The sequence below is a fragment of the Streptomyces sp. NPDC088762 genome (genome assembly GCF_044750905.1).
Classification (GTDB): Bacteria; Actinomycetota; Actinomycetes; order Streptomycetales; family Streptomycetaceae; genus Streptomyces.
In genome coordinates this window covers 106,486-129,847 of sequence record NZ_JBIVKT010000005.1, presented here as the reverse complement: position 1 = coordinate 129,847, position 23,362 = coordinate 106,486, and the positions used below count along the sequence as shown (strand labels likewise).

Genomic DNA, 23,362 nt, shown 5'->3' with positions numbered 1-23,362 from the left:
GGACGGCAGGGGGGCGGGGGCCGGTCCCCCGCCCCCCTGCCGCTTCCCGGAAGCGCGAAGGGAACCCCATGGCACGGCAGTCCTTGGCCGAGCGGCGCCGACAGCTCACCGAGGCCGCGATCCGCGCGATGACCCGCGACGGGGTCGCCAGGACGACGACCCGGTCCATCGCGGCCGAGGCGGGCGTGTCGCTGAGCGTCGTCCACTACTGCTTCGACTCCAAGCAGGCCCTGCTGGAATCGGTCATCGAGGCGATCACGGAGCACTACATCACGGTGGTGAAGGAGGCGATCCGCCCCCGGACCACCCTCCGGGAGACCGTCCGGGCAGGCTTCCAGGCGTACTGGGACCACGTCCACGCCCATCCCGGCGAGCACATGCTCACCTACGAGCTCACGCAGTACGCACTGCGCCAGCCGGGCTTCGAGCACCTCGCGCGGCGCCAGTACGAGCTGTACGCCGACACCTACGCGGAACTCATCGAAGAGCTGGGCCGCAGCATGGGCTTCGCGCTCCGCGTCCCGGCCCCGGCGCTGGCCCGCTACCTGGCGGCCATGACCGACGGGCTGACGCTGAGCCTGCTCGTCCTCGGCAAGGACGCCGACCCCGCCTCGGCGGACATCCTCGACACGATCACCGACCATGTCGCGGGCCTCGTCGGCGACGAGGCGCGCCACACCGGATGAGCCCGGGCTACGCGGTCGCGGACGGGACCGCGTAGCGCCTGGGGAGTGCCGTACGGATCGGGCCGGGCTCACGGTGTCCGGTCAGGCCCGGGCGAGCAGCGTGGTCATGACCTTGTAGAGGACCGTCTCCGGATCGTCGACCGCCTCCTCCGAGCGCCAGGCCACGAAGCCGTCCGGACGTACGACCACCGCGCCGGCCGGCGTCGCGCCGTGTACCTCGGCCCAGTCGGCCCCGTCCTGCGGAACCAGGTCCGCCTCCGGACCGGTGCCGATCGCGTACGCCTCCATGGCCAGCTCCAGCCGCTTGGCGACCGAGCGTGCCGCCGCCCGCCACGGGGTGCCCTCGGAGCTGAGCACGACGAAGGACCGCTCGTAGAGGTCCACGGTGGACTTCCGCTCGCCGGACTCGGTCAGCCACATGTGCGGAGCGCGCGTGCCCGGATCACCGACGAGCCTCATCCGTTCGGGAACGACGGGCAGTTCCGGGTCGGCGCCCAGGACGGCGCCCTCCCGGTAGCGGTAGCCCATGGCCACGGACAGCACCCCGCCCTGTCGTCCGCCGGCGCGCGGACCGGCTGGGGAGCCGGCGGCCGGGCCGGCTGCGGTCTCGGCGGCCGGGTCGGGGTCGGGCTCGTAGCCGGGGTGGCTGTGCTCCGCCGAGCGGGCCGAGGCGCGCTCGGCGGTCGCCCGCGCGACCGGCAGCCGCTCGGCCTCGTACGTCTCCAGCAGCCCCTGGCCCGCCGCGCCGTTCAGTACCGCGGCCAGCTTCCACGCCAGGTTGTGCGCGTCCTGGATGCCGGTGTTCGAGCCGAACGCCCCGGTGGGGGACATCTCGTGGGCGGAGTCCCCGGCGAGGAACACCCGTCCCCCGGCCGCGTACCGCTCGGCGACCCGCTCGGCGGCGTGCCAAGGGGCCTTGCCGGTGATCTCGACGTCCAGGTCCGGCGCGCCGACGGCCCGGCGGATGTGCGCGACGCAGCGCTCGTCGGTGAAGTCCTCCATCGTCTCGCCCCGGTCGGGATGCCAGGGCGCGTGGAAGACCCACCGCTCGCGGTTGTCGACGGGCAGCAGGGCCCCGTCCGCGTCGGGTTTGGTCAGGTAGCAGACGATGAAGCGGCGGTCGCCGACCACGTCCGCGAGCCGGCGGGAGCGGAAGGTGACGCTCACGTTGTGGAACAGGTCTCCCCGGCCGCTCTGGCCGATGCGCAGCTGTTCCCGGACGGGACTGCGCGGTCCGTCGGCGGCGACGAGGTAGTCCGCGCGCACCGTGCTGTGTTCCCCGGTCTCCCGGTTCTTCACGATCGCGGTGACACCGGTGGCGTCGGGGGTGAAGGAGAGGAGCTCGGTGGAGAACCGCAGCTCCGCCCCGAGGGTGGGGGTCACGGACATCAGGACCGGTTCGATGTCGTTCTGGCTGCACAGGCACCACGCCGACGGGCTGAAGCGGGCGAGCGCGCCCCCGGGATCGATCCGCTCGAACAGCCACTCCTGGTCGTCGCCGGTCAGGGAGCCGCCCTGGAGGATGCCGTGGTTGTCGGCCAGGACCGAGGCGGCCTCGCGGATCCGGGCCTCCACACCGGCGACCCGGAACAGCTCCATGGTCCGTACGTTGATACCGCGTCCGCGGGGGTGCAGTGAGGTACCCGCGTGCTTCTCGACCAGCATGTGCCTGATGCCATGCCGGCCCAGAAAGAGCGAGGTGCACAGGCCCACCAGCGAGCCGCCCACGATGAGGACAGGGACGCGGTGGTCGACGTTTTCCTTCATGGATCTTCCATGCCCTGTACGAGGGCCGTTCCCTCGCCCGTTCACCCGCTTGGTGCTCCCCTCTCGCGCCGATGGCAGTACCGGACAACGATCGGGTTCGGGTGGCGCCGCCCCCGGCGACCGCGAAGTCTCGAAGGAGTGTGAACGATGACAACCTTGTCTGAACGGATATCCCAGTCCGCCTTCGACGGCTCGAGGCTTCGGGTCGTGCTGTTGCTGGACCTGTACGACGGGGCTCAGAACCAGTTCCTGGAGGTGTACGAGCGCCTGCGCAAGCAGGTGGCGTCCGTTCCCGGGCACATCAGCGACGAACTGTGCCAGTCGATCGAGAATCCTTCGCAGTGGCTCATCACCAGCGAATGGGAGAGCGCCCCCCGCTTCCTGGCCTGGGTGAACAGCGAGAGCCACGTCGCCTCGGTCCAGCCGTTGCACGGCTGTGTCCGCGACACCCGCTCGCTGCGGTTCAGCGTGATGCGGGTGACCGGCAGTGCCTCGACACCCTCGCCGGTCCCCGTCCCGGCCCCCGTCCCGCGGCGGGGCGACGGCATCGTGCGCCACGCCCTCACCTTCACCGTGAAGCCGGGCAGCGAGTCCGAGGTCGCGGAGCTGCTGGCCGCGTACGCCTCCCCGGAGGCACAGGTCGACGAGAAGACGCGGCTGCACCGCACCTCCGTCTTCATGCACGGCAACCGCGTCGTACGGACGGTCGAGGTCGAGGGCGACCTGCTCGCGGCCCTGCGCCACGTGGCCCAGCAGCCCGAGGTGCAGGCCGTGGAAAAGGCGATCAACCCGTATCTGGAGCAGGACCGGGACCTGACCGATCCGGGATCGGCCCGGCTGTTCTTCACGCGTGCGGCGCTCCCCGCGGTCCACCACGTGGCGGCCGTCGGGCGCGATGCCGAGGACGTCCGGCGCCACGCGCTCTTCTATCCGGCCAAGGACGGATGCGGCACGGCGCTCGCCCGGCTGCTGGCCGGCCAGGACGAGGCGGCCGTGGACGAGCCGGAGAGTCCGATCCAGGCCAGCACCGTCTTCCAGCGCGACGACATCGTCGTCCGGATGCTCGACATGCGCGGTCCGCTCGCCGCCCGGCCGGCTCTGGCGCTCGGTGTGGAGGGCGGCCACAAGGCGGCCGTGCTCGCCCGGCTGCTCGACAGCGCCAAGGACGGCGTTCCCACCAGTGACGTGGAGATCTCGCGGTTCCTCGCGCGCTCCGAAATGCGTCCGATCACCGACCGGCGTCCGCCGGTGCAATCCTGAGGAGATGGCCGTCATGACCGCTCGACTGACGATGGAAGAACTGGCCGCCCTGATGAAGAAGGGCGCCGGCGTGACCGTCGATCCCGCCGCCATGGCGAGCCGCCCCGACGCGGGCTTCGACGAGTGGGGTCTGGACTCCCTCGGGCTCCTGGGCATCGTCGGGGAGCTGGAGACCCGGCACGGCCGGCCGCTGCCCGCCGACGCCGAACGCTGCAGGTCCCCGCGGGAGTTCCTCGACCTCGTCAACGACAGCCTGGTGACGGGAACGACCTGACGCCACCCGCGCAACGCCCCCGGGACCGGCTCCGTGCCGGTCCCGGGGGCGTACGGCGTGGCCGGCGGGGATCAGCCGGGCACGGTGCACTCGAACGCGTGCAGGTAGGCGTTGACCGGCCGGATCTCGCCGAGCACCAGTCCGGCGTCCGACATCCGGCTGACCATGCTGTGCTTGGTGTGCTTCGCGCCGCCCACGTTGAGCAGCAGCAGCAGGTCCATGGCGGTGGTGAACCTCATCGACGGGGTGTCGTCCACCAGGTTCTCGATGACGACGACCCTGGCGCCGGGGCGGGCCGCCCCGATGACGTTGCGCAGGGTCCTGCGGGTGCTGTCGTCGTCCCACTCCAGGATGTTCTTGATGATGTACAGGTCGGCCTGGACCGGAATGGCCTCGCGGCAGTCGCCGGGAACGATGGCCGCCCGGTCGGCGAGCGGACCGCCTTCCCGCAGCCTCGGGTCCGCCTTGGCCGCCACTCCCGGCAGGTCGAACAGGACCCCCCGGACGGTCGGGTGCTTCTCCAGCAGGCTCGCCAGTACGTGCCCCTGGCCGCCGCCGATGTCCGCGACGACCGAGACGCCGGTGAGGTCGAGGAGCTCCGCGACGTCCAGGGCCGACTGCATGCTGGACGTGGTCATGGCCCGGTTGAACACGTGGGCCGACTCGTGCGCGTCCTGGTGCAGGTAGTCGAAGAACCCCTTGCCGTACAGCTCGTGGAACACGCTGCCGCCGGAGCGGACGGCGTCGTCGAGCCGGGGCCAGGCCTGCCAGGTCCAGGGCTCCGTGCACCACAGGGAGATGTAGCGCAGGCTGTGCGGGTCGTCCTCGCGCAGCAGGCGTGACATCTCGGTGTGGACGAACGTTCCGTCCGCCTGTTCCGCGAAGATCCCGTAGCAGGACAGGGCGCGGAGCAGCCGGTGCAGCGGCCGCGGCTCGGCGTCCACCGCCGCCGCGAGCTCGGCCGCGGTGGCCGCCGACTCCCCGAGCGCGTCGGCCACGCCGAGGCGGGCGGCGGCCCGTACCGCGGCGGCGACGGCCGCCCCGAAGACGAGCTCGCGCAGCCGCATGGCCGGCTGGGTGGCGGGGGTGTCGGTGGCGAGGGTGGAGGGAGCGGAGTGGGGGGTGGTCGTGGTGGGGTTGGGACTTACCGTGGTCATTCGGCCTCGATTCTCCTGAGCAGGGGGAACACCGGTCAGCACAGCCCTGCGGGCCGGGAGGTCTCGCACCGGTTGTCGATGAACCTGTTGCCGGACCCGGTCCCCTGGTTGACGAGATCCGCCGGCCGGTTGTCCCGTACGTCGTTGTTCCGGATGACGTTGTCGGTGTTGGTGGCGCCCACGAAGCTCTTGAAGAGCAGGATGCCGCCGGAGAGCGGCGAGGAGCCCACGTTGCCCCGGACCGAGTTCGAACGGATGATCGTCTCCTCGGCTCCGGTGAGGACGATGCCGACGCCCTGGATGTCGGGGAGGCGGGTGTTGCCCTTGCAGAACTTGTTGTTCTCGTGGATCTCGTTCCCGCTGATGGTCATGTCCCCGGCGCCCGGCTCGCCCTCGTCACCGACGACGAACACGCCGCCGCAGTTGCCGGTGAGGATGTTGTCGGTGACGGTGAGGTTCCTGACCCGGCGGACCGTGATCCCGATCCGGTTGCCGGTCATCATGTTGTCGTCGATGACCGTGCCCAGGGTGTCGGTGGCGCCGCCCTCGCGGTCGATGGTGTTGGCGACGAAGATGCCGGACTCCGCGTTGTCGCGGGCGAGGTTGCGGCGGAACACACCTCGGGTGGAGCGCTCCTGGGCGATTCCCCAGGTGCCGTTCCTCTGGGAGGTCACCCGCTCGACCTTCAGCCGGTCGGTGCGGGAGGCCCAGATCCCGCTCTTCCTGAAGCCCGTCACGGTCAGCTGCCTGATGGTCACCCCGTCGACGGTCTTCTCGGCCGTCCCTATGACGCAGATGCCGTTGCCCGACTGTGCGCAGGCGGTGTCGGCGCGCACGGGCGCGACCGGCGGCGTGATCACGGTCCTGGCCCCGGACCCCCGCAGGGTCAGCGGCTTCGTGATGTTCACGCTCTCGTGGTAGGTGCCGGCGAGCACGGTGATGCTGTCGCCCGGCTGTGCGGCGTCCACCGCTTCCTGGATCGATTCTCCCGGATGCACCGTGTGTCTGGCCGCGGCGGCGGCAGGCGGCGTTGCCACGCCGAGGCCCGCGGCCATGACGACGGAGATGCATGCGAGGACCGTGAACTGTCGGTTCGTCACCTTTCCGAAGTTATGGGCGATCTGCGCCTCTCGCCACATTCGGCAAGCGGATGGATACCTCCGCCAGGCAAACGGCCTCATTTTGAGGGCCGTCGGAGTGTACGGGCCGGCCGGCGCGTGGGCCGGATGCCGGACGGGGGTGGCGGTCCGGGTCCTCGACGACCAGTGCGGCGGTGCGACCGCAAACCCGTCCACGGGCTCCCCAGGGGCCGGCTGCGGCAATCCCGTCGCCGTGGTCACATCCCGTCATGACCGCTTCCGGGGCCGCCGCGCGGGCGGCTCCCGACGTTCCTGTTTTCGTCATACCACCCCCAAGACCGGGCCGTTAGCCCCACCCCCGCTGTAACCTGGCCCGGCCCTGCCGTTCCGCTGCCCGGACGGCGCCGTGCCATGGGGGATGCCGTGGGGGATCCGGACCGTCGTCGGAAGACCGATCACCAGCGCGAAGCAGCGGACACGACCGTCCCGCCCTTCCCCGCCCAGTTGCGCCGTCTGCGGGTGCAACGGGGAATGTCGCTGGCCGACCTGGCCCGCCGGACGCACTACAGCAAGGGCTACCTGAGCAAGATCGAGACCGGGGCGAAGCCCGTCACCCCCGATGTCGCACGCCGCTGCGACGAGGTGCTGGGGGCGGGAGGGGACCTGCTGCGGATGGCCCGCGAGACGGAGGCGCCGCCGCCGGAGGGCCCGTGTCCGTACCGCGGTCTGCCGGCCTTCACCGCACAGGACGCGCACTGGTTCTTCGGCCGGGAGCGGGCGACGGCCGAGCTGGTCGAGCGCCTCTTCGAACGGATCGGGCGCGGGCCGCTGGTGCTGGTGGCCCCCTCCGGCGCCGGCAAGTCCTCGCTGCTGAACGCGGGCCTCGTACCGGCCCTGCGGCGCCCCGGCGGGTTCCCGATGGCGGGGGCGCACACCTGGCCGGTCGTGCGGTTCACGCCCACGGCCCATCCGCTGCAGGAGCTGCTGGACCGCACCGCCAAGGTGCTGGGAAGCGATCCGGGCATCGGCGTACAGGAGGTGCGGGAGCGGCCCCGGGTCCTGCTCGACGCCGTCCGCCGGCCGGGGGGAGGCGAGCCGGACCCGGCGGCGCCTCCCGCCCGGCCTGTGCTGATCGTCGATCAGTTCGAGGAGCTGTTCACCCTCTGCTCCGACGAGGACGAGCGGCGCGCCTTTGTACGGGTGCTCTCGGTCCTGGCCACCACCTGCCCGGCGGGGACGGGGCCCGACCACCCGGCCGTGGTGGTGCTCGGCGTACGGGCCGACTTCTCCGGGAGCTGCCTGGACCTGCCGGAGCTGGCCTCCGCCTTCACCGAGGGGCTGTTCGTCCTGCCCCCGATGTCCGCGGCCGAGCTGCGGGAGTCGATCACGCGCCCGGCGGAGCTCGCCGGGCTCACCCTCGAACCGGGCCTGGTCCCGCTGCTCCTGCGCGACGCCGGGACGCCCTCCGGCGCGCTGCCGCTGGTCTCGCACGCGCTGATGACCACCTGGCGGCAGCGCACCGGCTCGACGCTGACGGTCGCCGGTTACGAGCACACCGGGGGCATCCAGGGAGCCATCGCGCACACCGCCGAGGAGGTCTTCGCCGCTCTGTACCCGGCCGAGCAGCGGACCATCCGCCGGATCCTGGTGCGGCTCGTGCACCTCGCCGACGGTACGGGCGCCACCCGGCGCCGGATGAGCCGGACCGCGCTGATGGAGCAGCTCGCCGACGCGGAGCGGGCCGCGGCCGCGCTCGACGCCTTCGTGCGGGCCCGGCTGATCACCCTGGACAGCGACACCGTCGAGATCACCCACGAGGCCCTGCTGCACGCGTGGCCCCGGCTGCGGGGATGGATCCACGCCGACCGGGAGGGCCTGCTGATCCACCAGCAGCTGTCCCACGCCGCCGCCGAATGGGAGCGCGAGGGCCGCGATCCCTCGGCCCTGTACCGGGGAACGCGGCTGGACACCGCCCTCTCCTGGGCGGAGGAGGCCGGGGCGGCCGGTGCCGGAGCCCTCGCCGCCGAGCCCGACGGCCGCAGCCGGCTCGCCCCGCTGGAGACGGCCTTCCTCCGGGCGAGCCGGGCCGCGGAGGAGGCCCGGGCGGGGCAGGCCCGGCGCCAGGTCCGGCTGCGGCAGGGGATGCTGGCCACGCTCGTCGTGCTGCTGGTCCTCGCCGTGGGCGCCGGCGGGCTGGCGTACCAGCAGCGGGCGGGGGCGCTGGGGCAGGAGCGGATCGCCCGCTCGCGGGCGCTGGCCCTGGAGTCGGCGGCGCTGGCCGCCGGCCGGCCGGAAGCCTCGATGCTGCTCGCCGGGGAGGCGTACCGGACGGCCCCGACGGCCGAGGCCCGGGGGGCGCTCCTGAGCACCCAGGCCCAGCCGTTCATCGCCCGGCTCGGCGGGCACGGCGGACCGGTGAACGCGGTGGCCTTCGCGCCGGACAACGGCACCCTCGCGACGGCCGGTTCGGACGGGACGGTGACGCTGCGGCGGGTGGCCGACCGGCGCACGGTCGCGGCCTTCACCCTGGCCGGGCGGGTGCGGGCGGTCGCCTTCAGCCCCGACGGCCGCACGCTCGCGGCCACGTCCGCGGACGCCCCGGCCCGGCTGTGGGACACCGCCGGCCACCGGACGGCGGGGGTCCTGCCCGCGAGCACCACCGGCGCCCGGGCCGTGGCCTTCGCCCCCGACGGGCGGACGCTGGCCGTGGCGGCGCCCGACGGGACCATCCGGCTGTGGGAGACCGGGAGCGGCCACCGGGCCGTGGCGACGCTCGCGGGCCATGCCGGCAGGGTCAACGCCCTGGCGTACGCGCCGGACGGCCGGACGCTGGTGTCCGCCGGGGCCGACCGCACCGCACGGCTGTGGGACCCGGAGGGAGGGCGTCCGCCGGTGGTGCTCGAAGGGCATACGGACGAGGTGCTGGGAGCCGCGTTCGCGCCCGACGGACGGACGGTCGCCACCGGCGGCGTCGACCGGACCGTGCGGCTGTGGGACGTGGCCGGACGGCGGGCGACGGCGACGCTGACGGGCCACAGCGACGACGTCAACGGCGTCGCCTACACCCCGGACGGGACCACGGTCGTCAGCGCGGGCGGCGACGGTACGACCAGGCTGTGGGACGTACGGGCCGGCCGGCCGGCGGCGACGCTCTCCGGACACACCGACTACGTGCTCGGCGTCGCGGTGGACTCCGCCGGCGCGGTGCTCGCCACGGCCGGCTTCGACCAGTCGGTGGTCCTGTGGGACCTGCGCGGCGCGGTGCTGAGGTCGCGCCCCTTCACGGAGGTCTGGCACGCCGCGTACAGCCCGGACGGCAGTTTGCTGGCCACCGCGGAGGCGGATCACGCGGTGCGGCTGTGGGACGTCGCGGGGCGCCGCGCCGTGGCCGAGTTCGCGGGGCACGGCGAGACCGTCTTCGCGGTGGCCTTCGCACCGGACGGCCGCACCCTCGCCTCGGCCGGCTCGGACGGCACGATCCGGCTCTGGGACGTGGCGGCGCGCGGTCCCTCCGCCACCCTCGCCGGCCAGGGCGGGACGGTGTTCTCGGTGGCCTTCGCACCGGACGGCCGCACCCTTGCCTCGGCCGGCTCGGACGGGACGGTCCGGCTGTGGGACGTGGCGGCGCGGCAGCAGATCGCCGCGCTGACGGGCCATACGGACTTCGCCAACGCCGTGGCGTTCAGCCCCGACGGGCGCACCCTCGCGAGCGGCGGGGACGACCTGACGGTCCGTTTGTGGGACGTGGCGGGCCGACGGCCGCTGGCGGCGCTCACCGGTCATACGGGCGCGGTACGGGGCGTGGCCTTCAGCCCGGACGGGCAGACGCTGGCCAGCAGCGGCAACGACGGCACCGTACGCCTGTGGGACGCCCGGCTGCACCGCCCGGAGGCATCGCTGACCGGCCACACCGGCTCGGCCCGGGGCATCGCCTTCTCCCCCGACGGCCGCACGCTGGCCAGCAGCGGCAACGACCGTACGGTGCGGCTGTGGGACGTGGCGCGCCGCCGCCCGGTGGCCGCGCTGACGGGCCACGCGAACGCGGTGTGGAGCGTGGCCTTCTCCCCCGACGGACGGACGGTGGCCAGCGGCAGCACCGACGGCACCGTCCGGCTGTGGAGCCTGGACATCGGGGCCCGGCTCGCGGCGGTCGACCGACTGCGGTCCGCTCCCTGAGGGGTGCTCCCGGCTCCTACGTACCGAGGAGCGGCGGCGCGGCCGCGAGGTGCCGGGCGGCCTCTTCGGCGGTGTAGGAGGAGACGAAGGTGAACGCGCGCGGGGACGGCCCGTGCGCCCGCAGGTGCGCCAGCCGTTCGAGGGCCTCGTCGACGGACGGGAGGTGGCCGGCGGGGACCCACCAGAGCACCAGGTGCGCCTCGGTGTGCCGCTCGAACCATTCGCGGCGGCGCCGCATGGCCTCCAGGTGCCCACTGCGGTAGGTGAAGTCCCACAGGGCCTCACGGGTCTCCCACACGGTCATGTTGACGATGACGTGCTCGCCCGCCGGGCGCAGGCCGGTGGCGTCGGCCACGCCCTCCTCGACGAGCCGCCACACGAAGCCGGGCGTGCCGTCGGCGGCGGCGTTGAGCGGGGCGAGCATCTCGACGAACGGCGCCATGCGCGGGTCGTCGAGGGGATGGCGCAGCGTGGCGACGTTGATTTGGGCGAGGTGGAAGGCAGGCGTGGATGCGGTCATGGCCACATCCCAGCACGACCCCCATTTCTATGTCAATGCCGATTGTTTTTAGAACTCTCGACCACCACGCAGCACTCCCCCGGCCGGGCGTCCATGCGGGCGCTCACCGGGCCGTCCGTACCGAGCAGCCCCTCCAGCAGCGCCAGGTTCATGCCGCAGACGAGCGGCGGGAAGCGTTCGGCGACGGAGTGGAAGGGGCAGTTGCGCATCCGGACGACGGCCGCGGCCGGCCCGGCCGCCCCGTCGGCGCCCTCCCCCTCCAGATGGGGTTCGTAGCCGCGCGCCGCCAGGACCTCCATGGCCTCCTCGAGGCCGCCGCAGGGCGCCGCCGAGCCCCGCAGGGCCTCGCCCCGGCGGCGTGCGGCCGCACAGAGCCCGGCGTCCAGCCCGGCGTGCTCGGCGGCCTCGGCGAGCAGCTCGGCGGCGGTCCGGTAGTCGCGGGCGGGCAGCGACACCGCCCACTCGGTCCGCGCTCGCGTGTACACCTTGGCGGGACGGCCCGCCCCCGGCCCCGAGCGGCCCGTCAGGCGGCGGCTGCCGCTCTCCAGCAGCCCGGCCTCGGCCAGCCTGTCCAGGTGGTGCGCGGCGAGCGTCCGGGCCACTCCGGCCGCCTCGGCGGCCTCGTTGCGTCCGACCTCGCGGCCCTGCGCCACCACGTACTCGTACAGACGGCGCCGTACCGGATCCTGCAGCACCGCGATCGTGTCGATGTCCTCCATCCGCCCATTCTACGAACAACGCAAGTTGGAGATAGAAGGGTGTGACGGAAGTCTGACGTGGCCCCGCGGCCCCTGGTGCCGCGGGGCGCGGCGGTGGTCGAATCGGCGGGTGAGCACAGAAGAACGTACGGACCCCGACGGGCGCGGCGCCCCGGTCGGGCGACGGCTGGTCCTGGGCATGCTCGGCCTCGGGGCGGCCGGGCTGGTCGGCGCCCCCTACCTCCAGCGCGGCTTCGAGGCCGTCGCGGACAAGGACCCCACCGGCCTCGGCGAGCTGCTGCCGAACGGCGGCGGGTTCCGCTACTACTCGGTGGCCTCCTCCGTCCCCGAGCGCGGCCCGGAGGACTACCGCCTCACCGTCGGCGGCCTGGTCGAGCGCCCGGCGCAGTACACGCTCGACGCGCTGCGCCGGCTCCCGCAGACCCGGGTGGTCCGGGACGTGCAGTGCGTGACCGGCTGGCGGGTCCCGGGCACCCCCTTCGAGGGGGTGCCGCTGTCGCGGCTGCTGGACGCCGCCGTGGTGCGGCCCGAGGCCGGGGCCGTCCGTTTCGACTGCTTCGACGGCACGTACACCGAGAGCCTCACCCTCCCGCAGGCCCGCCGCGACGACGTGCTGGTCGCACTGCGGATGCGGGACCGGCCGCTGGGCCACAGCCACGGCGGGCCGGTCCGGCTGTACGTCGCCCCGATGTACTTCTACAAGTCCGCCAAGTGGCTCTCCGGGATCACCCTCACCGAGAAGCCCGAGCCGGGCTACTGGGAGCGCCTCGGCTACGACGTCGACGCGTGGGTCGGCCGGTCGAACGGACGCGACGATGCCCCTACCGTCTGAACGGGCCGCGCGCGTGCGCCGCTTCAGCCGCGCCGAGCGCCTGGTCCACCGGAGCACCGCCGCGCTCGCCCTGGTGTGCGTGGCCGGCGCCGCCTGCCTCTACCTGCCGCCGCTCGCGGAACTGGTGGGCCGCCGGCACCTGGTCGTCACCGTGCACGAGTGGTCCGGGCTGCTGCTCCCGCTGCCCTTCCTGCTGGGTCTGGGCTCCCCCGCCTTCCGCGCCGACCTGCGGCGGCTGAACCGTTTCGGACCGCACGACCGGCGGTGGCTGCGGGCCGTACTGCGCCGGGACCGGCGCACGGGGTCGCGGCCCGCCGGGAAGTTCAACGCCGGGCAGAAGCTCTACGCGGGCTGGCTGGCCGGAGCGGTCCTGGTGATGCTCGGCACCGGGCTGCTGATGTGGTTCACCGGCATCGCCCCGCTGGTCTGGCGGACCGGCGCCACCTTCGTCCACGACTGGCTGGCCCTGACCCTCGGCATCGTGCTCGCCGGGCACATCGGCAAGGCCCTGGCCGATCCGGAGGCCCGGCGCGGCATGCGCACCGGCTCCGTCGGACGGGACTGGGCGGAGCGCGAGCACCCGCTGTGGCGGCCCGGGGACTGAGCCCCGCGCCGCACGGCGGGGCCCGCCGCCGGAACGTGCCGAGGAGCGCAATCAGCCGCCGTCGCGGACCGCGACGATGCCGTTGAACACGCCTACGTACGCGGTGCCGTCGGGTCCGAGGGTGATCGGAGCCCAGTTGTTGTCGTAGAGCGGGCCCGTGCCGGTCAGCTGCCGCCAGCGGCGCTCACCGGTGCGGAAGTCCACCGCGGTGAGGTACCAGGCGTCGATGCCCCAGACGTTGGGCTCCTTCTCGTAGAAGTAGAGCAGCCCGTTGGCGGTGGAGAGCTTGGGGACGACGGAGGGGGCGCGGATCGCGCTCTCCCAGACCGTGTCGCAGCCGCTGCCGTCGGCGCGGACGTCGATGCGGGTCACGCCTCCGACGACGGACTTGCCCAGCAGCAGGGTGGTGGGGTTCTCGTAGCCGTAGTTGTTCTCGACGACGATGCTGTTGCCCCAGGTGATCAGGGAGTTGTCGGTGGTCGAGGCGCCCCGTCCGAAGACGGGCACCTTGCACACGAGCCGCCGGTCGGCGGGGACGTCCGCGCCCCGTTTGTAGACCAGGACGTTCATCCGGTCGTCGGCGTTGTCGGTGATGGCGACGTAGCCGTTGCCGAAGAGGTCCGGGGTGGTGCCCGAACCCTGGTTCACGGAGCCGGGCTTGGTACCGGTGCCGCGGTCGTACGTCTGGCGCCACTGCACCTCGGGGGTGCCGTCGGCGGCGGCGCGGAAGCCGTAGAGCGCGTGGTCGCTGACGATGGAGACCCCGTCCTCGGCGACCGAGAAGGAGTTCTGGATCTCCTCGCCGTCGAGCCGGATGGAGCGGATCAGCGAGGTCGCCGGGTCCACGGTGCCGACGCGGCCCTGCCGGGTGACCCACCAGATGCGGCCGTTCCAGTCGGGCATGACGGAGGTGACGGGGTCGCAGGTGCCGCTGGGCCACAGGTTGGTCCAGCCGACGCAGTCGTGCGGGACCTGGCCGGTGAGGTCCCAGTCGTCGTCGACCGTGAACTTCCAGCTGCCGTCGGGGTTCTGGGTGTGGGCGAGCCGCAGGATGTGCTGGCGCGAGTCGGCCAGTACGGCGCGGTCCTGGTCGTCCAGGTAGAAGTAGGCGCCGCCCGAGGTGTCCTTGAAGATCTTCGAGAAGTCGAGCGAGGTGATCGCCTCGACCGTGGAGGAACGCTGCGGGAGCGGGTACTCCGCGAGTGTGGCGAGCGTTCGGGGCTCCAGGAGCTTGACCTTGAAACCCGCGAAGGTACCGCACACCGTGACCAGGCGGCCGGCCTTGTCGAAGGTGGCGGTGGCGCATTCGCCGCCGAGCGCGGCGATCTTCTCGCTGGTCACCCGGAGGTCCTTGCCGAGCGGCCCGGACCACGGTGAGGTGGCACTGCCCGCCGCGTCGGAGTGCATGCCGCTGCGGCCGTTGGGCGCGAGGAAGGGGTGCTGCGGGGGCGCTTGGCCGGGCAGCGGGGCGGCGGCCGCGGGGCTGCCGTCGTAATGGCTGACCAGGCGGTGGCCGGGGGCCTTGGGTATCTCCTCGGCCTGGGCCGGCGGGCCACCGTACATCACCGTGAAGGCGGCGACGACCGGTACCACCGCGCAGTTCAGCGCTCTTCGGAACATCCGGGCTTCCTCCCTGTCTCTTCAGTTTTATTGACAGTGCGTATGACATCGCGCCGCCGCCAGACGCTAGGTCGCACGGCCCGAGGAGTCCATGGAAGAGCCGGATGATTCACGAACGCGCAACAGTCGAGCAGCAGTTGGCGCCGGCCGGTCCCTACGTCCCGGCGTCCTGCCGTCCCTACGGCCTCAGCCCCGAGACCACGTTCGCGGTGGCCGTCAGGCCGTCGTGGATGGTCGCGGCCATGCTGCTGCTCGCCAGGTAGAAGCCGAGCAGCACGCAGACGACCGCGTGCGAGAACTTGAGGCCGCCGCTGCGTACGAAGATCCAGGCGAGGATGAGGAGCAGGACGACCACGGAGAGCGAAATCACCATCGAAACCTCCTTACTCGGCGCCATGGTGGCGCAGCGGGGGCGGCTTCCGGGCGAAAGACGTGTCCGCCGTACGGGTGTTGACCGTCCGTGACGGGCGGTCGGTCCTTGACGATCTCGTCCCCGCGGGTCGTGCCCGGCGGGTGATGGCCGCCGTGCGGCGCACATCACCAGGGCACTGGGCCGGCGTCGTCGAAGAACTGTCCGGTGGGGCCGTCGTCGGGCAGGGTCGCGAGTTTGATGGCGATCGCCGCGCCCTGTGCGGGGGTGCGCACGCCGCGGAAGCCGTTGAGGTCGGTGGCGACGTAGCCGGGGCAGCCGGTGTTGATCAGGATGTTCGTGCCGCTCAGCTCCCGGGCGTATTGGAGGGTGACGGCGTTCAGGAACGTCTTCGACGGCGCGTACGCCGCGGACACCGGACCTGTCGTCTGCTCGGCGGCGGGTCCTGACTGCCGGGTGAGGGAGCCGACGCTGCTGGACATGTTCACGATCCGTGGTGCGGCGGAGCGGCGCAGCAGCGGCAGCATCGCGTTGGTGACGCGGATGACGCCGATCACGTTGGTGTCCACGACCGTGTGGATGGTGGCGGGGTCGATCCGGGTGGGTTCTTGTGGCATGTCGCCTGCGATGGCGGCGTTGTTGACGAGCACGTCGAGGCGTCCGGCCCGTTCGTCGATCAGCCGTGCGGCGGCGGTCGCGCTCGCGTCGTCGGTCACGTCCAGCGGTACGGCGAAGGCGTCGATGCCGGCGGCGCGCAGTTTCTCCACCGCGGCGCTTCGGCGCCGGTCGTCACGAGCGCCGACGCCGACGCTCCAGCCGAGGGCGCCCAGGCCTGCGGCGATCTCGTGGCCGATTCCCTTGTTCGCGCCGGTGACCAGCGCGATCGTCCGTTCAGTCATGGGGACGATGCTGCCTTCGGACCTCGGCGGGGGTCCAAGACCGATCCAGTGCACGACGATACCGTCAGGGTATCGATCCGGGACGGGATAGCGTGGCCGGATGGAGACCCGGGAACTGCGGTATTTCGTCGCTGTCGCCGAAGAGTTGCACTTCGGGCGGGCCGCGCAGCGGCTCGGAATCGCGCAGCCACCGTTGTCACGGGCGATCCAGCGGCTCGAACGCCGGCTCGGGGCAGTGCTGTTGGACCGGAGCAGTCGCACGGTCACGCTCACCGAGGCCGGCTCGGTGCTGCTGGTCGAGGGCCGGGCGGCCCTCGACGCGGTCGAGGCCGCCGAGCGTCGGACCCGTCGCGCCGCCCTTGCCGTGACCGGCCGCCCCGGCCTGGTCCTGGTCACGAAGGCCAGCGCGTCCAGGGAACTGCTGGCGAGACTGCTCGACGCGTACGCCGCCGAACCCGGCGCGGTCCCCGTCGACGTCATCCTGTGCGGTCCGGCCGAGCAGGAACGACTCCTGCGCGAGGGACGGGCCGACGTGGCGCTGCTGCACCGGCCGTTCGACTCGACGGCCGGATTCCACACCGAAGAGCTCAGCACCGAGAGTCAGGTCGCGGTCCTGCCGGCCGGGCATCCGCTCACCGCCCGGGCCCATGTGCACATGGCCGACATCACCGGGCTGCCGGGCCTGCCCCTCCCACGCTGGCCCGGCCCCGACGGCACCTACCCGCCCGGCCCCGGCCCGCAGGTCCGCGACCATGCGCAGCTGTTGCAGCTCGTCGCGCTCGGCCGTGCCTGTGCGGTCTCACCGGAGTCGTGCCGGGCCCAACTGCACGGTGACCTCGCCGCCGTGCCCGTGCTGGACGCGCCGACCGTCACCACCGTGATCGCCTGGCCACCGCACAGCCGGTCCAGAGCCGTCGCCGACCTCGTCCGGACTGCGACACGTCTCCAGTAGCCCACCCGCCCGCCCGGGCTCCACCCCGCAGCATTCATCCACCACGGAAGTGGACCGCCGCATCCCGCAAGGGGGTTGCCCGGCTCGGCCCCCTCGTGCCATACATGTCTAGACCTTTACCCGGAAGGTTGCTCGGAAGGAGGACGGCATGCCCGTGCCCCACGCCCGACGCCGGCACGCCCCGGCGCTCGCGCTCGTCCTCCTCCTCGGCGGCGCAGCCGCATGCACCGCCCCCGACACCGATCCCCCGCCCGCCCCCGCCGGCCTCACCGCGCAGGCCGGCAGCGCCACCACCGTGCACGTCATGTGGAACGCGGCCGGGGAACACGACGGGGTGACCGGCTACCGCGTCTTCGAAGGCGACCGCCTGGTCCGCGAACTCCCGGCCGGCACCACCATGGTGGACGTCACCGGCCTCGCCCCGCAGACCGGCTACTCGTTCACCGTCAAGGCCGAGGACGCCGCCGGCAACCTCTCCCCGGCCGCCCCGGCCGCGCGGGCCACCACACCCGCCGCCAAGGCCGAGGACCACCGGGCGCCCACCGCGCCCGCGGTCACCACCGCCCGGGCGACCGGGCCCCGGTCCGCCCAGGTGACGTGGTCGGCGGCCACGGACGACACGGCGGTGACTGCGTACGACGTCTACCAGAGCGGCGTACGGATCCACACCGCCGGCCCCTCCGAGAGCACCACCGCGCTGAGCGGCCTCCAGCCGGACACGGTGTACACCTTCACCGTGCGGGCCCGCGACGGCGCGGACAACTCCTCGCCCGACGGCCCGCCGGCGGACGTGACGACCCCGCCCGCCTCCGGCGAAGGCCCGAACACGGCGCCCGCCGACTTCACGGCGGCCGCCTCCCCCGGCGCGGTCACCCTCGGCTGGACGGCGCCGGAGACCGGCCGCGAGACCAGCGAGTACGAGCTGTACGTCAACGGAAAGCCCACCACGGTCATCCAGTTCGGCGCCGGCGCCGTACCCGGCGGCCGGGCCGAGCACCGGCTCATCGTGACCGAGCCGGCCGGTACCGTCTGGGCCGTCAAACTGCGCGCCCGGCTGCCCGACGGCACCTGGGGGTCCTTCTCTGCGGAGCGCCGGATCACGCTCGTGGCCTGAGTCCGCGCAACGATCCGGCCTGAACGCCCTTGCTGGGAAAGAAGATCACGCACAATACATCCGTGTTCGGTGAGTACTCGGTCAACAACAATCAGGCAGATTCCTCGGACGGCGACCTCACGCCGGCCGCCGGCGCCACGTCGGGAAATCTGCCGCCGGAACCGGCCGGCTTCGTCGGCCGCAGTCACGAACTGGCGCTGCTCGAACGCCTCTTGCCCCACAGGCGGCTGATCACCCTCACCGGCGTGGGCGGTGTCGGCAAGTCCCGGATCGCCCTGCGGGCCGTCGCCGCCGCCGGCCGGGCGCGACCCGACGGCGTGTGGTGGGTGGAGCTGTCGCCGCTGCGCGACCCCGGACTGCTGACCGCGACCGTCTCCCACACCATGGGCCTCTGCGACCACTCCCCGCGCCCCCTCGACGAGGAGCTGTGCGCGTGGATGTCCGACAAGGAGCTCCTCCTCGTCCTGGACACCTGCGAGCACCTGGTGGCCGAATGCCGCCACCTCGTGGGCGAACTCCTCCAATCAGCGCCGGGGTTGACGGTCCTGGTCACCTCCCGGGAGCCGCTCGGCTCACCCGGCGAGGAGGTCGTCGAGATCCGCCCGCTGCCCTGTGAGGGACCCGACAGCGATGCCCTCGCCCTCTTCCGCGCCCACGCCCTCGCCGCCACCCCGCAGGCGGCGGCCTGCTTCGAGGACCCGGAACGGGCCACTGTCGCCGCCGAGTTGTGCCGCCGCCTCGACGGGATCCCGCTCGCCCTGGAACTCGCCGGAGCCCGGATGCGCCGCTGGTCGCTGGAGCAGATGGCCGAGCGGATCGGAGCGCGCTTCGACGTGCTCTCCGGCACCCGGGCCGCCGTGCTGCCCCGGCACCAGACGATGCGGACCGCGATCGGCTGGAGCCACGAGCTGTGCGAGCCGCTGGAACGGCTGCTGTGGGCCCGGCTGTCGGTCTTCACGGGGGACTTCGACGTCGCTGCGGCCCGCGCCGTGTGCGCGGGCGGCCCACTGCCCGCCTCCCGGGTGGAGCGGGTGCTGGCGGGCCTGGTCGCCAAGTCCGTGGTGCGCCGCACCGAGGAGCGGGGCGCCGGGACCCGCTACCGGATGCTGGACACGATCCGCGAGTACGGGCACGACTGGCTGGACGAGCTCGCCGAGACGCGGATCGTCGCCGACCGGCACGCCCACTGGTACGCGGCGCTCGCCCAGGCCGCGGACCGGGGCTGGCTGGGCCCCGGGCAGGTGGACTGGTACCGCAGGATGAGCGCCGAACACCCGCAGCTGCGCACCGCCCTGGAGCACCTGCTGCGCTCCGACCCGCCGACGGCACTGGAGATGGCCGGGGCGCTGTGGTTCCACTGGTTCTGCTGCGGGCACGGGCACGAGGGCCGCGGCTTCCTGGAACGGGCCCTGGAGGCCTCCCCGCCCACGGGGGCCGCGTACAACCAGGCCCTCTGGGCGCTGGGCCTCACCGCCCTGCTCCAGGGGGACATGACCGTCGCCCTGCGGGCCGGCGAGGAGTGCACGGGCGGCGCGGCCCGGCTGGCGGATCCGGAGCGGGAGCTGCGCGCGGCCTATCTGCGGGCGGTTTCCGTGCTCATGCCGGGCGATCCGGTACGGGCCCTCGCGCTCGCCGGTCCACGGGCGCGGGCGGGCCACGGCGGGCGGACGAGCGGCGCCGGCTGGCTGCTGTGCAAGCTGGCCACCGCCTACGCGCTGTGCGACCTGCGGCGCTTCGAGGAGGCGGCGCAGGAGGCGCTGGCCCTGCGGGAAACGTGCGCGGAGCTGGGCGAGCGCTGGCTTCGGGCGTACGCCGACTACGTCCTGGCGGTGGCCGCGCTGGGCCTGGGCGAGCACGGGGAAGCGGCCCGGCACGTCCGGGCCATGCTGTCGGGGAAACGGCTGCTCGGGGACCGTTTCGGGATCGCCCTGGGCCTGGACCTGCTGGCCACGGCGGTGGCCGCGCTGGGCGACGGGGAACTGGCGGCGCGCCTGCTGGGCACCGGGCACGCCGTGTGGCGCACGGTGGGCCGGCCGCAGATGGGCTCGCCCTCGCTGACGGCCCTGCGGGACCAGGGCGAACGGCAGGCCCGGGCGGCGATCGGCGACGCCGCCTACGAGACGGCCTTCCGGGGCGGGGCGGCGTCGCCCACCGGCTGAACACCGGCCGGTGGACGCCCTGTTGGCCCCCGGACCGTCACCTGGTCCGGCACATGATCCGTCACCTGTGCTCCCGTCAGTACGGGAGGGGTCTGCCCGACGGTGTGCGAAGGTCCAGGTCTCGGGGGGCGGGCTTGGGAACGGGCTTGCGGATCAGCTGCTGACGCATGCTGCCTCCTCGCTCAGACCAGGGCCGGGCGGCGGGGTTCCACCGTTCGGCCTTCGGGGAGCAGTTCACCGGTGTCGTCGAAGATCACCACGCCGTTGCAGAGCAGGCTCCACCCCTGTTCGGGATGGAAGGCCACGGTCCGGGCGGCATCGTGGTCTGGACTGTCAGCGGCAGGGCAGGGGGGCTGGTGGGAGCACATGGCGCACCTCCTCGCAAAGTGGGGCGGGAGGGCCGGTGGTCACCCGGTCGAATCCGCGATCCACGGTGGCGGTGAGTATTACTGATCGCCGCCCCCGGACGGAACCCATATTCCCGGTCCAGTTCAGGGTGTGTATGCCCGATTACCATGCGCTCATGCCCGTTATCCGGATCATTCGCCGTACGCATCTGCCGGCCGCCGAGACGTGGCTGCGGCTGACGGACTGGGAACGCCACGGGGCGCAGGTTCCCCTCACGCGGACGATCATCGCGACGCCGCCGCCGACACATGTCGGGACGATCTTCACGGCACGCACGGGCGTGGGCAGGATCACATTCGACGACCCGATGGAAGTCACCGTATGGCGTCCCCCGGCGCCCGGCATCCCGGGACTGGTCCGTCTGGAGAAGCGCGGCCGCGCGGTGACGGGCTGGGCGGAGATCGAGGTCCGCCCCCTCGCCCCGGACGGCACGGAGGTCCACTGGCGCGAGGAGCTGCGCGTGCGCGGCCTCCCCCACGCCCTCGACCCCCTGGTCCTTGCGGCGGGCCGGCTGCTCTTCCGGCGGGCCCTCGCCCGGCTGCTGGGTCGCTGAGGCCCGGGGCTATGGTGCCGTGATCACACTGCCGGTGATCACTACGCGACCGAGGAGATCTCCGTGGCCACTCCGCCACCCCCGCAGCAGCAGGGCGCCGGCCCCTACCCGTACGGCCCGCACAACCCGTACGCCCCGCAGGTTCCGCAGGTTCCGCAGCAGGCCCCCTACGGCGCGTACGGCATGCCGCCGCAGCCGGGCGCCCACGGCTGCCGCATGTGCGGGGCGTGGCCGGTCGCTGCCGAGACCGTGTACGGCCACCAGGGCTTCATCGTGCTGATGCGGTTCCTGAGCCGGAAGGGGCCGTTCTGCCGCGACTGCGGGCTCGCCACCTACCGCCGCATGTCCTCGGACACCATGTGGCAGGGCTGGTGGGGTCCCCTGTCCGCCTTCATCACGCCCGTGACCCTGCTGATGAACCTCGGGCCGCGGGCCGCCTTCCGCCGCCTCGCTCCCCCTGCGGGCGGCTTCCGCCCGCCGCTCGACCCCGGCAGGCCGCTCTGGCGCCGGGTCCCCTTCCTGCTCGTCCTCGTGCCGATGCTGCTCGTCGTCCTCGCCTTCCCCACGCTCCTCGTGATCGGCCTCGTGGTCGGTGACGACAAGCCGGTGACGCTGACCGTGGGGCAGTGCGTACGCAACGCGGGTGACTGGAGCGACCAGGAACTGATCGTCGAGTCCTGCGGCTCCCCGTCGGCGGAGTACCGCGTCACCCGACGGCTCGAGCAGCCCGGGACGACCTGCGCGGACGGCGAGTTCTACGCCGGCCTCGAGTACGGCCCCGGCGGCTCCACGCCGACCTGTCTCGCGCCCCTGCGCTGAGACGCGGCCGGGGTGCGGGGCGCGCCCCGCACCCCGGCCGGGGCGCGGCGCCTACCGGATCGGCATGTCGGAGATCGTCCGCGCGATCACCAGCCGCTGGATCTCGCTCGTCCCCTCGAAGATCGTGTAGATCGCGCTGTCGCGGTGCATCCGCTCCACCGGGTACTCCCTGGTGAACCCGTTCCCGCCGAGGATCTGGACCGCCTGCGCGGTCACCTTCTTCGCGACCTCGCTCGCGAACAGCTTGGACATCGAACCCTCCGCCGAGGTGAACGGCCGGCCCGCGACCGCCATCCAGGACGCCCGCCACACCAGCAGCCGCGCCGCGTCGATCTGGGTCCGCATGTCGGCCAGCTGGAAGGCCACGCCCTGGTTGTCGATGATCGGCCGGCCGAACTGCGTCCGCGTCTTCGCGTAGTCCAGGGCCACCTCGTACGCCGCGCGCGCGGTGCCCACCGCCATCGCCCCGACCGCCGGCCGCGAGGCCTCGAAGGTGGCCATGGCGGCGTTCTTCACGCGCTCGCCCGCACCGCCGCTGCGCGCCCGCTCCCGCGCCCGCGCCAGCCGCTCGTCCAGCTTCTCCTTGCCGCCCAGCAGGCAGGAGCCGGGCACCCGTACGTCCTCCAGCACCACCTCGGCGGTGTGGGAGGCGCGGATGCCGTGCTTCTTGAACTTCTGCCCCTGCGACAGGCCGGGGGTGTCCGGCGGGATGATGAAGGAGGCGTGGCCCTTCGTGCCCAGCTCCGGGTCGACGACGGCGACGACGATGTGGACGTTGGCGATACCGCCGTTGGTCGCCCAGGTCTTGGTGCCGTTCAGCACCCACTCGTCCTTGGCCTGGTCGTAGACGGCCCGTGTGCGCATGGAACCCACATCGGAGCCCGCGTCCGGCTCGGAGGAGCAGAAGGCGGCGACCTTCACGTCGTCCGGGGTGCCGTACATCTGGGGGATCCAGGTGCCGATCTGCTCCTCGGTTCCGTTCGCCACGACGCCGATGGCCGCCAGCCCGGTGCCGACGATGGACAGAGCGATGCCCGCGTCACCCCAGAAGAGCTCCTCCATCGCCATCGGGATGCCGAGGCCCGTGGGGTCGAAGAACTGCTGGGCGTAGAAGTCCAGCGAGTAGATGCCCACCTTCGCGGCTTCCTGGATGACGGGCCAGGGAGTCTCTTCGCGCTCGTCCCATTCCGCGGCCGCGGGCCGGATGACGTCGGCGGCGAAGCCGTGGATCCAGTCCCGTACCTGCTTCTGGTCGTCGTTGAGCTCCATGGTGAACTCCGCCATGTCCCCTCCACCTGTCTGTTCTCGTCCCAGCGGAGGTTACTAGCGGTAACCTGCGCGATGGCGACAGTCTGTTACCGGTCAGTAAGCACTGTCAAGCACCGACGGTCCCG

21 protein-coding genes are annotated in these 23,362 nt (G+C 72.9%); 11 read left to right on the top strand and 10 right to left on the bottom strand.

All coding sequences use genetic code 11. The features are described 5' to 3' along the window. Positions 1-68: 68 nt before the first annotated feature. The gene (locus ACIP5M_RS14860; RefSeq protein WP_401196615.1) at positions 69-686 is read left to right on the top strand and encodes a TetR/AcrR family transcriptional regulator; all 618 of its coding nucleotides are present in this window, start codon (positions 69-71) and stop codon (positions 684-686) included. Positions 687-767: 81 nt separating this feature from the next. Here the strand turns inward: ACIP5M_RS14860 and ACIP5M_RS14855 are convergent, their stop codons facing one another. Continuing rightward, positions 768-2,453 carry an FAD-dependent oxidoreductase gene (locus tag ACIP5M_RS14855; protein WP_401196612.1) on the bottom strand — a complete coding sequence of 562 codons (1,686 nt, stop codon included), beginning with the start codon at positions 2,451-2,453 and terminating at the stop codon, positions 768-770. Between the two features lie 147 nt (positions 2,454-2,600). Here ACIP5M_RS14855 and ACIP5M_RS14850 point away from each other — a divergent pair, with 147 nt between their 5' ends. After that, positions 2,601-3,713, top strand: coding sequence for a SchA/CurD-like domain-containing protein (locus tag ACIP5M_RS14850; RefSeq protein WP_401196609.1), 1,113 nt, complete (start codon positions 2,601-2,603; stop codon positions 3,711-3,713). Between the two features lie 13 nt (positions 3,714-3,726). Beyond that, positions 3,727-3,987 (top strand): acyl carrier protein, encoded by a 261-nt coding sequence (locus ACIP5M_RS14845; RefSeq protein WP_401196607.1) that lies wholly within the window; start codon positions 3,727-3,729, stop codon positions 3,985-3,987. Between the two features lie 71 nt (positions 3,988-4,058). Here ACIP5M_RS14845 and ACIP5M_RS14840 read toward each other — a convergent pair whose 3' ends face one another. Together ACIP5M_RS14840 and ACIP5M_RS14835 are read right to left on the bottom strand one after the other, a co-directional pair. Then, a complete protein-coding gene (locus tag ACIP5M_RS14840; RefSeq protein WP_401196605.1) occupies positions 4,059-5,144 on the bottom strand; it encodes a methyltransferase in 1,086 nt (361 codons plus the stop codon). A 35-nt stretch (positions 5,145-5,179) separates the two neighbouring features. Further along, a complete protein-coding gene (locus tag ACIP5M_RS14835) occupies positions 5,180-6,199 on the bottom strand; it encodes a nitrous oxide reductase family maturation protein NosD (RefSeq protein WP_401197200.1) in 1,020 nt (339 codons plus the stop codon). Between the two features lie 447 nt (positions 6,200-6,646). Between ACIP5M_RS14835 and ACIP5M_RS14830 the strand changes: the two genes are divergently transcribed. Next, positions 6,647-10,399 (top strand): helix-turn-helix domain-containing protein, encoded by a 3,753-nt coding sequence (locus ACIP5M_RS14830; protein ID WP_401197197.1) that lies wholly within the window; start codon positions 6,647-6,649, stop codon positions 10,397-10,399. 16 nt (positions 10,400-10,415) lie between these two features. Here the strand turns inward: ACIP5M_RS14830 and ACIP5M_RS14825 are convergent, their stop codons facing one another. Together ACIP5M_RS14825 and ACIP5M_RS14820 are read right to left on the bottom strand one after the other, a co-directional pair. Continuing rightward, positions 10,416-10,919 carry a DUF3291 domain-containing protein gene (locus tag ACIP5M_RS14825; protein ID WP_401196603.1) on the bottom strand — a complete coding sequence of 168 codons (504 nt, stop codon included), beginning with the start codon at positions 10,917-10,919 and terminating at the stop codon, positions 10,416-10,418. Between the two features lie 32 nt (positions 10,920-10,951). After that, positions 10,952-11,638 (bottom strand): helix-turn-helix transcriptional regulator, encoded by a 687-nt coding sequence (locus ACIP5M_RS14820; protein ID WP_401196600.1) that lies wholly within the window; start codon positions 11,636-11,638, stop codon positions 10,952-10,954. A gap of 178 nt (positions 11,639-11,816) precedes the next feature. On the opposite strand from ACIP5M_RS14820, the gene ACIP5M_RS14815 reads away from it, so the two are divergent. Further along, positions 11,817-12,470, top strand: a complete 654-nt coding sequence (locus ACIP5M_RS14815; protein ID WP_401197194.1) for a molybdopterin-dependent oxidoreductase — start codon at positions 11,817-11,819, stop codon at positions 12,468-12,470. Beyond that, positions 12,454-13,074, top strand: a complete 621-nt coding sequence (locus ACIP5M_RS14810) for a cytochrome b/b6 domain-containing protein (RefSeq protein WP_401196598.1) — start codon at positions 12,454-12,456, stop codon at positions 13,072-13,074. The genes ACIP5M_RS14815 and ACIP5M_RS14810 overlap by 17 nt, the downstream gene beginning before the upstream one ends. A gap of 51 nt (positions 13,075-13,125) precedes the next feature. On the opposite strand, the gene ACIP5M_RS14805 is transcribed toward ACIP5M_RS14810, so the two are convergent. The 3 genes from ACIP5M_RS14805 to ACIP5M_RS14795 form a co-directional block, all read right to left on the bottom strand. Beyond that, positions 13,126-14,694 carry a hypothetical protein gene (locus ACIP5M_RS14805; RefSeq protein WP_401196595.1) on the bottom strand — a complete coding sequence of 523 codons (1,569 nt, stop codon included), beginning with the start codon at positions 14,692-14,694 and terminating at the stop codon, positions 13,126-13,128. A gap of 178 nt (positions 14,695-14,872) precedes the next feature. Continuing rightward, entirely contained in the window at positions 14,873-15,067 is a 195-nt protein-coding gene (locus ACIP5M_RS14800) for a hypothetical protein (protein ID WP_385179762.1), read from the bottom strand. A gap of 164 nt (positions 15,068-15,231) precedes the next feature. Then, a complete protein-coding gene (locus ACIP5M_RS14795; RefSeq protein ID WP_401196592.1) occupies positions 15,232-15,963 on the bottom strand; it encodes an SDR family NAD(P)-dependent oxidoreductase in 732 nt (243 codons plus the stop codon). A 100-nt stretch (positions 15,964-16,063) separates the two neighbouring features. Between ACIP5M_RS14795 and ACIP5M_RS14790 the strand changes: the two genes are divergently transcribed. The 3 genes from ACIP5M_RS14790 (at position 16,064) to ACIP5M_RS14780 (ending at position 20,188) form a co-directional block, all read left to right on the top strand. Further along, positions 16,064-16,915, top strand: coding sequence for a LysR family transcriptional regulator (locus ACIP5M_RS14790; protein WP_401196590.1), 852 nt, complete (start codon positions 16,064-16,066; stop codon positions 16,913-16,915). A gap of 148 nt (positions 16,916-17,063) precedes the next feature. Further along, the gene (locus ACIP5M_RS14785) at positions 17,064-18,029 is read left to right on the top strand and encodes a fibronectin type III domain-containing protein (RefSeq protein ID WP_401196588.1); all 966 of its coding nucleotides are present in this window, start codon (positions 17,064-17,066) and stop codon (positions 18,027-18,029) included. 62 nt (positions 18,030-18,091) lie between these two features. Beyond that, complete coding sequence (locus ACIP5M_RS14780) at positions 18,092-20,188, top strand: ATP-binding protein (RefSeq protein WP_401196585.1); 2,097 nt, start codon at positions 18,092-18,094, stop codon at positions 20,186-20,188. 182 nt (positions 20,189-20,370) lie between these two features. On the opposite strand, the gene ACIP5M_RS14775 is transcribed toward ACIP5M_RS14780, so the two are convergent. Next, positions 20,371-20,556: a DUF5999 family protein gene (locus ACIP5M_RS14775; RefSeq protein WP_401196583.1), complete on the bottom strand. Its 186-nt coding sequence runs from the start codon at positions 20,554-20,556 to the stop codon at positions 20,371-20,373. Positions 20,557-20,711: 155 nt separating this feature from the next. Between ACIP5M_RS14775 and ACIP5M_RS14770 the strand changes: the two genes are divergently transcribed. Both ACIP5M_RS14770 and ACIP5M_RS14765 read left to right on the top strand, forming a co-directional pair. Beyond that, the gene (locus tag ACIP5M_RS14770; protein WP_401196582.1) at positions 20,712-21,149 is read left to right on the top strand and encodes an SRPBCC family protein; all 438 of its coding nucleotides are present in this window, start codon (positions 20,712-20,714) and stop codon (positions 21,147-21,149) included. Positions 21,150-21,212: 63 nt separating this feature from the next. After that, entirely contained in the window at positions 21,213-21,968 is a 756-nt protein-coding gene (locus ACIP5M_RS14765) for a hypothetical protein (protein WP_401196580.1), read from the top strand. 51 nt (positions 21,969-22,019) lie between these two features. On the opposite strand, the gene ACIP5M_RS14760 is transcribed toward ACIP5M_RS14765, so the two are convergent. After that, on the bottom strand, positions 22,020-23,252 hold the full coding sequence (locus tag ACIP5M_RS14760) for an acyl-CoA dehydrogenase family protein (protein ID WP_401196578.1): 1,233 nt from the start codon (positions 23,250-23,252) through the stop codon (positions 22,020-22,022). Between the last annotated feature and the right edge of the window lie 110 nt (positions 23,253-23,362).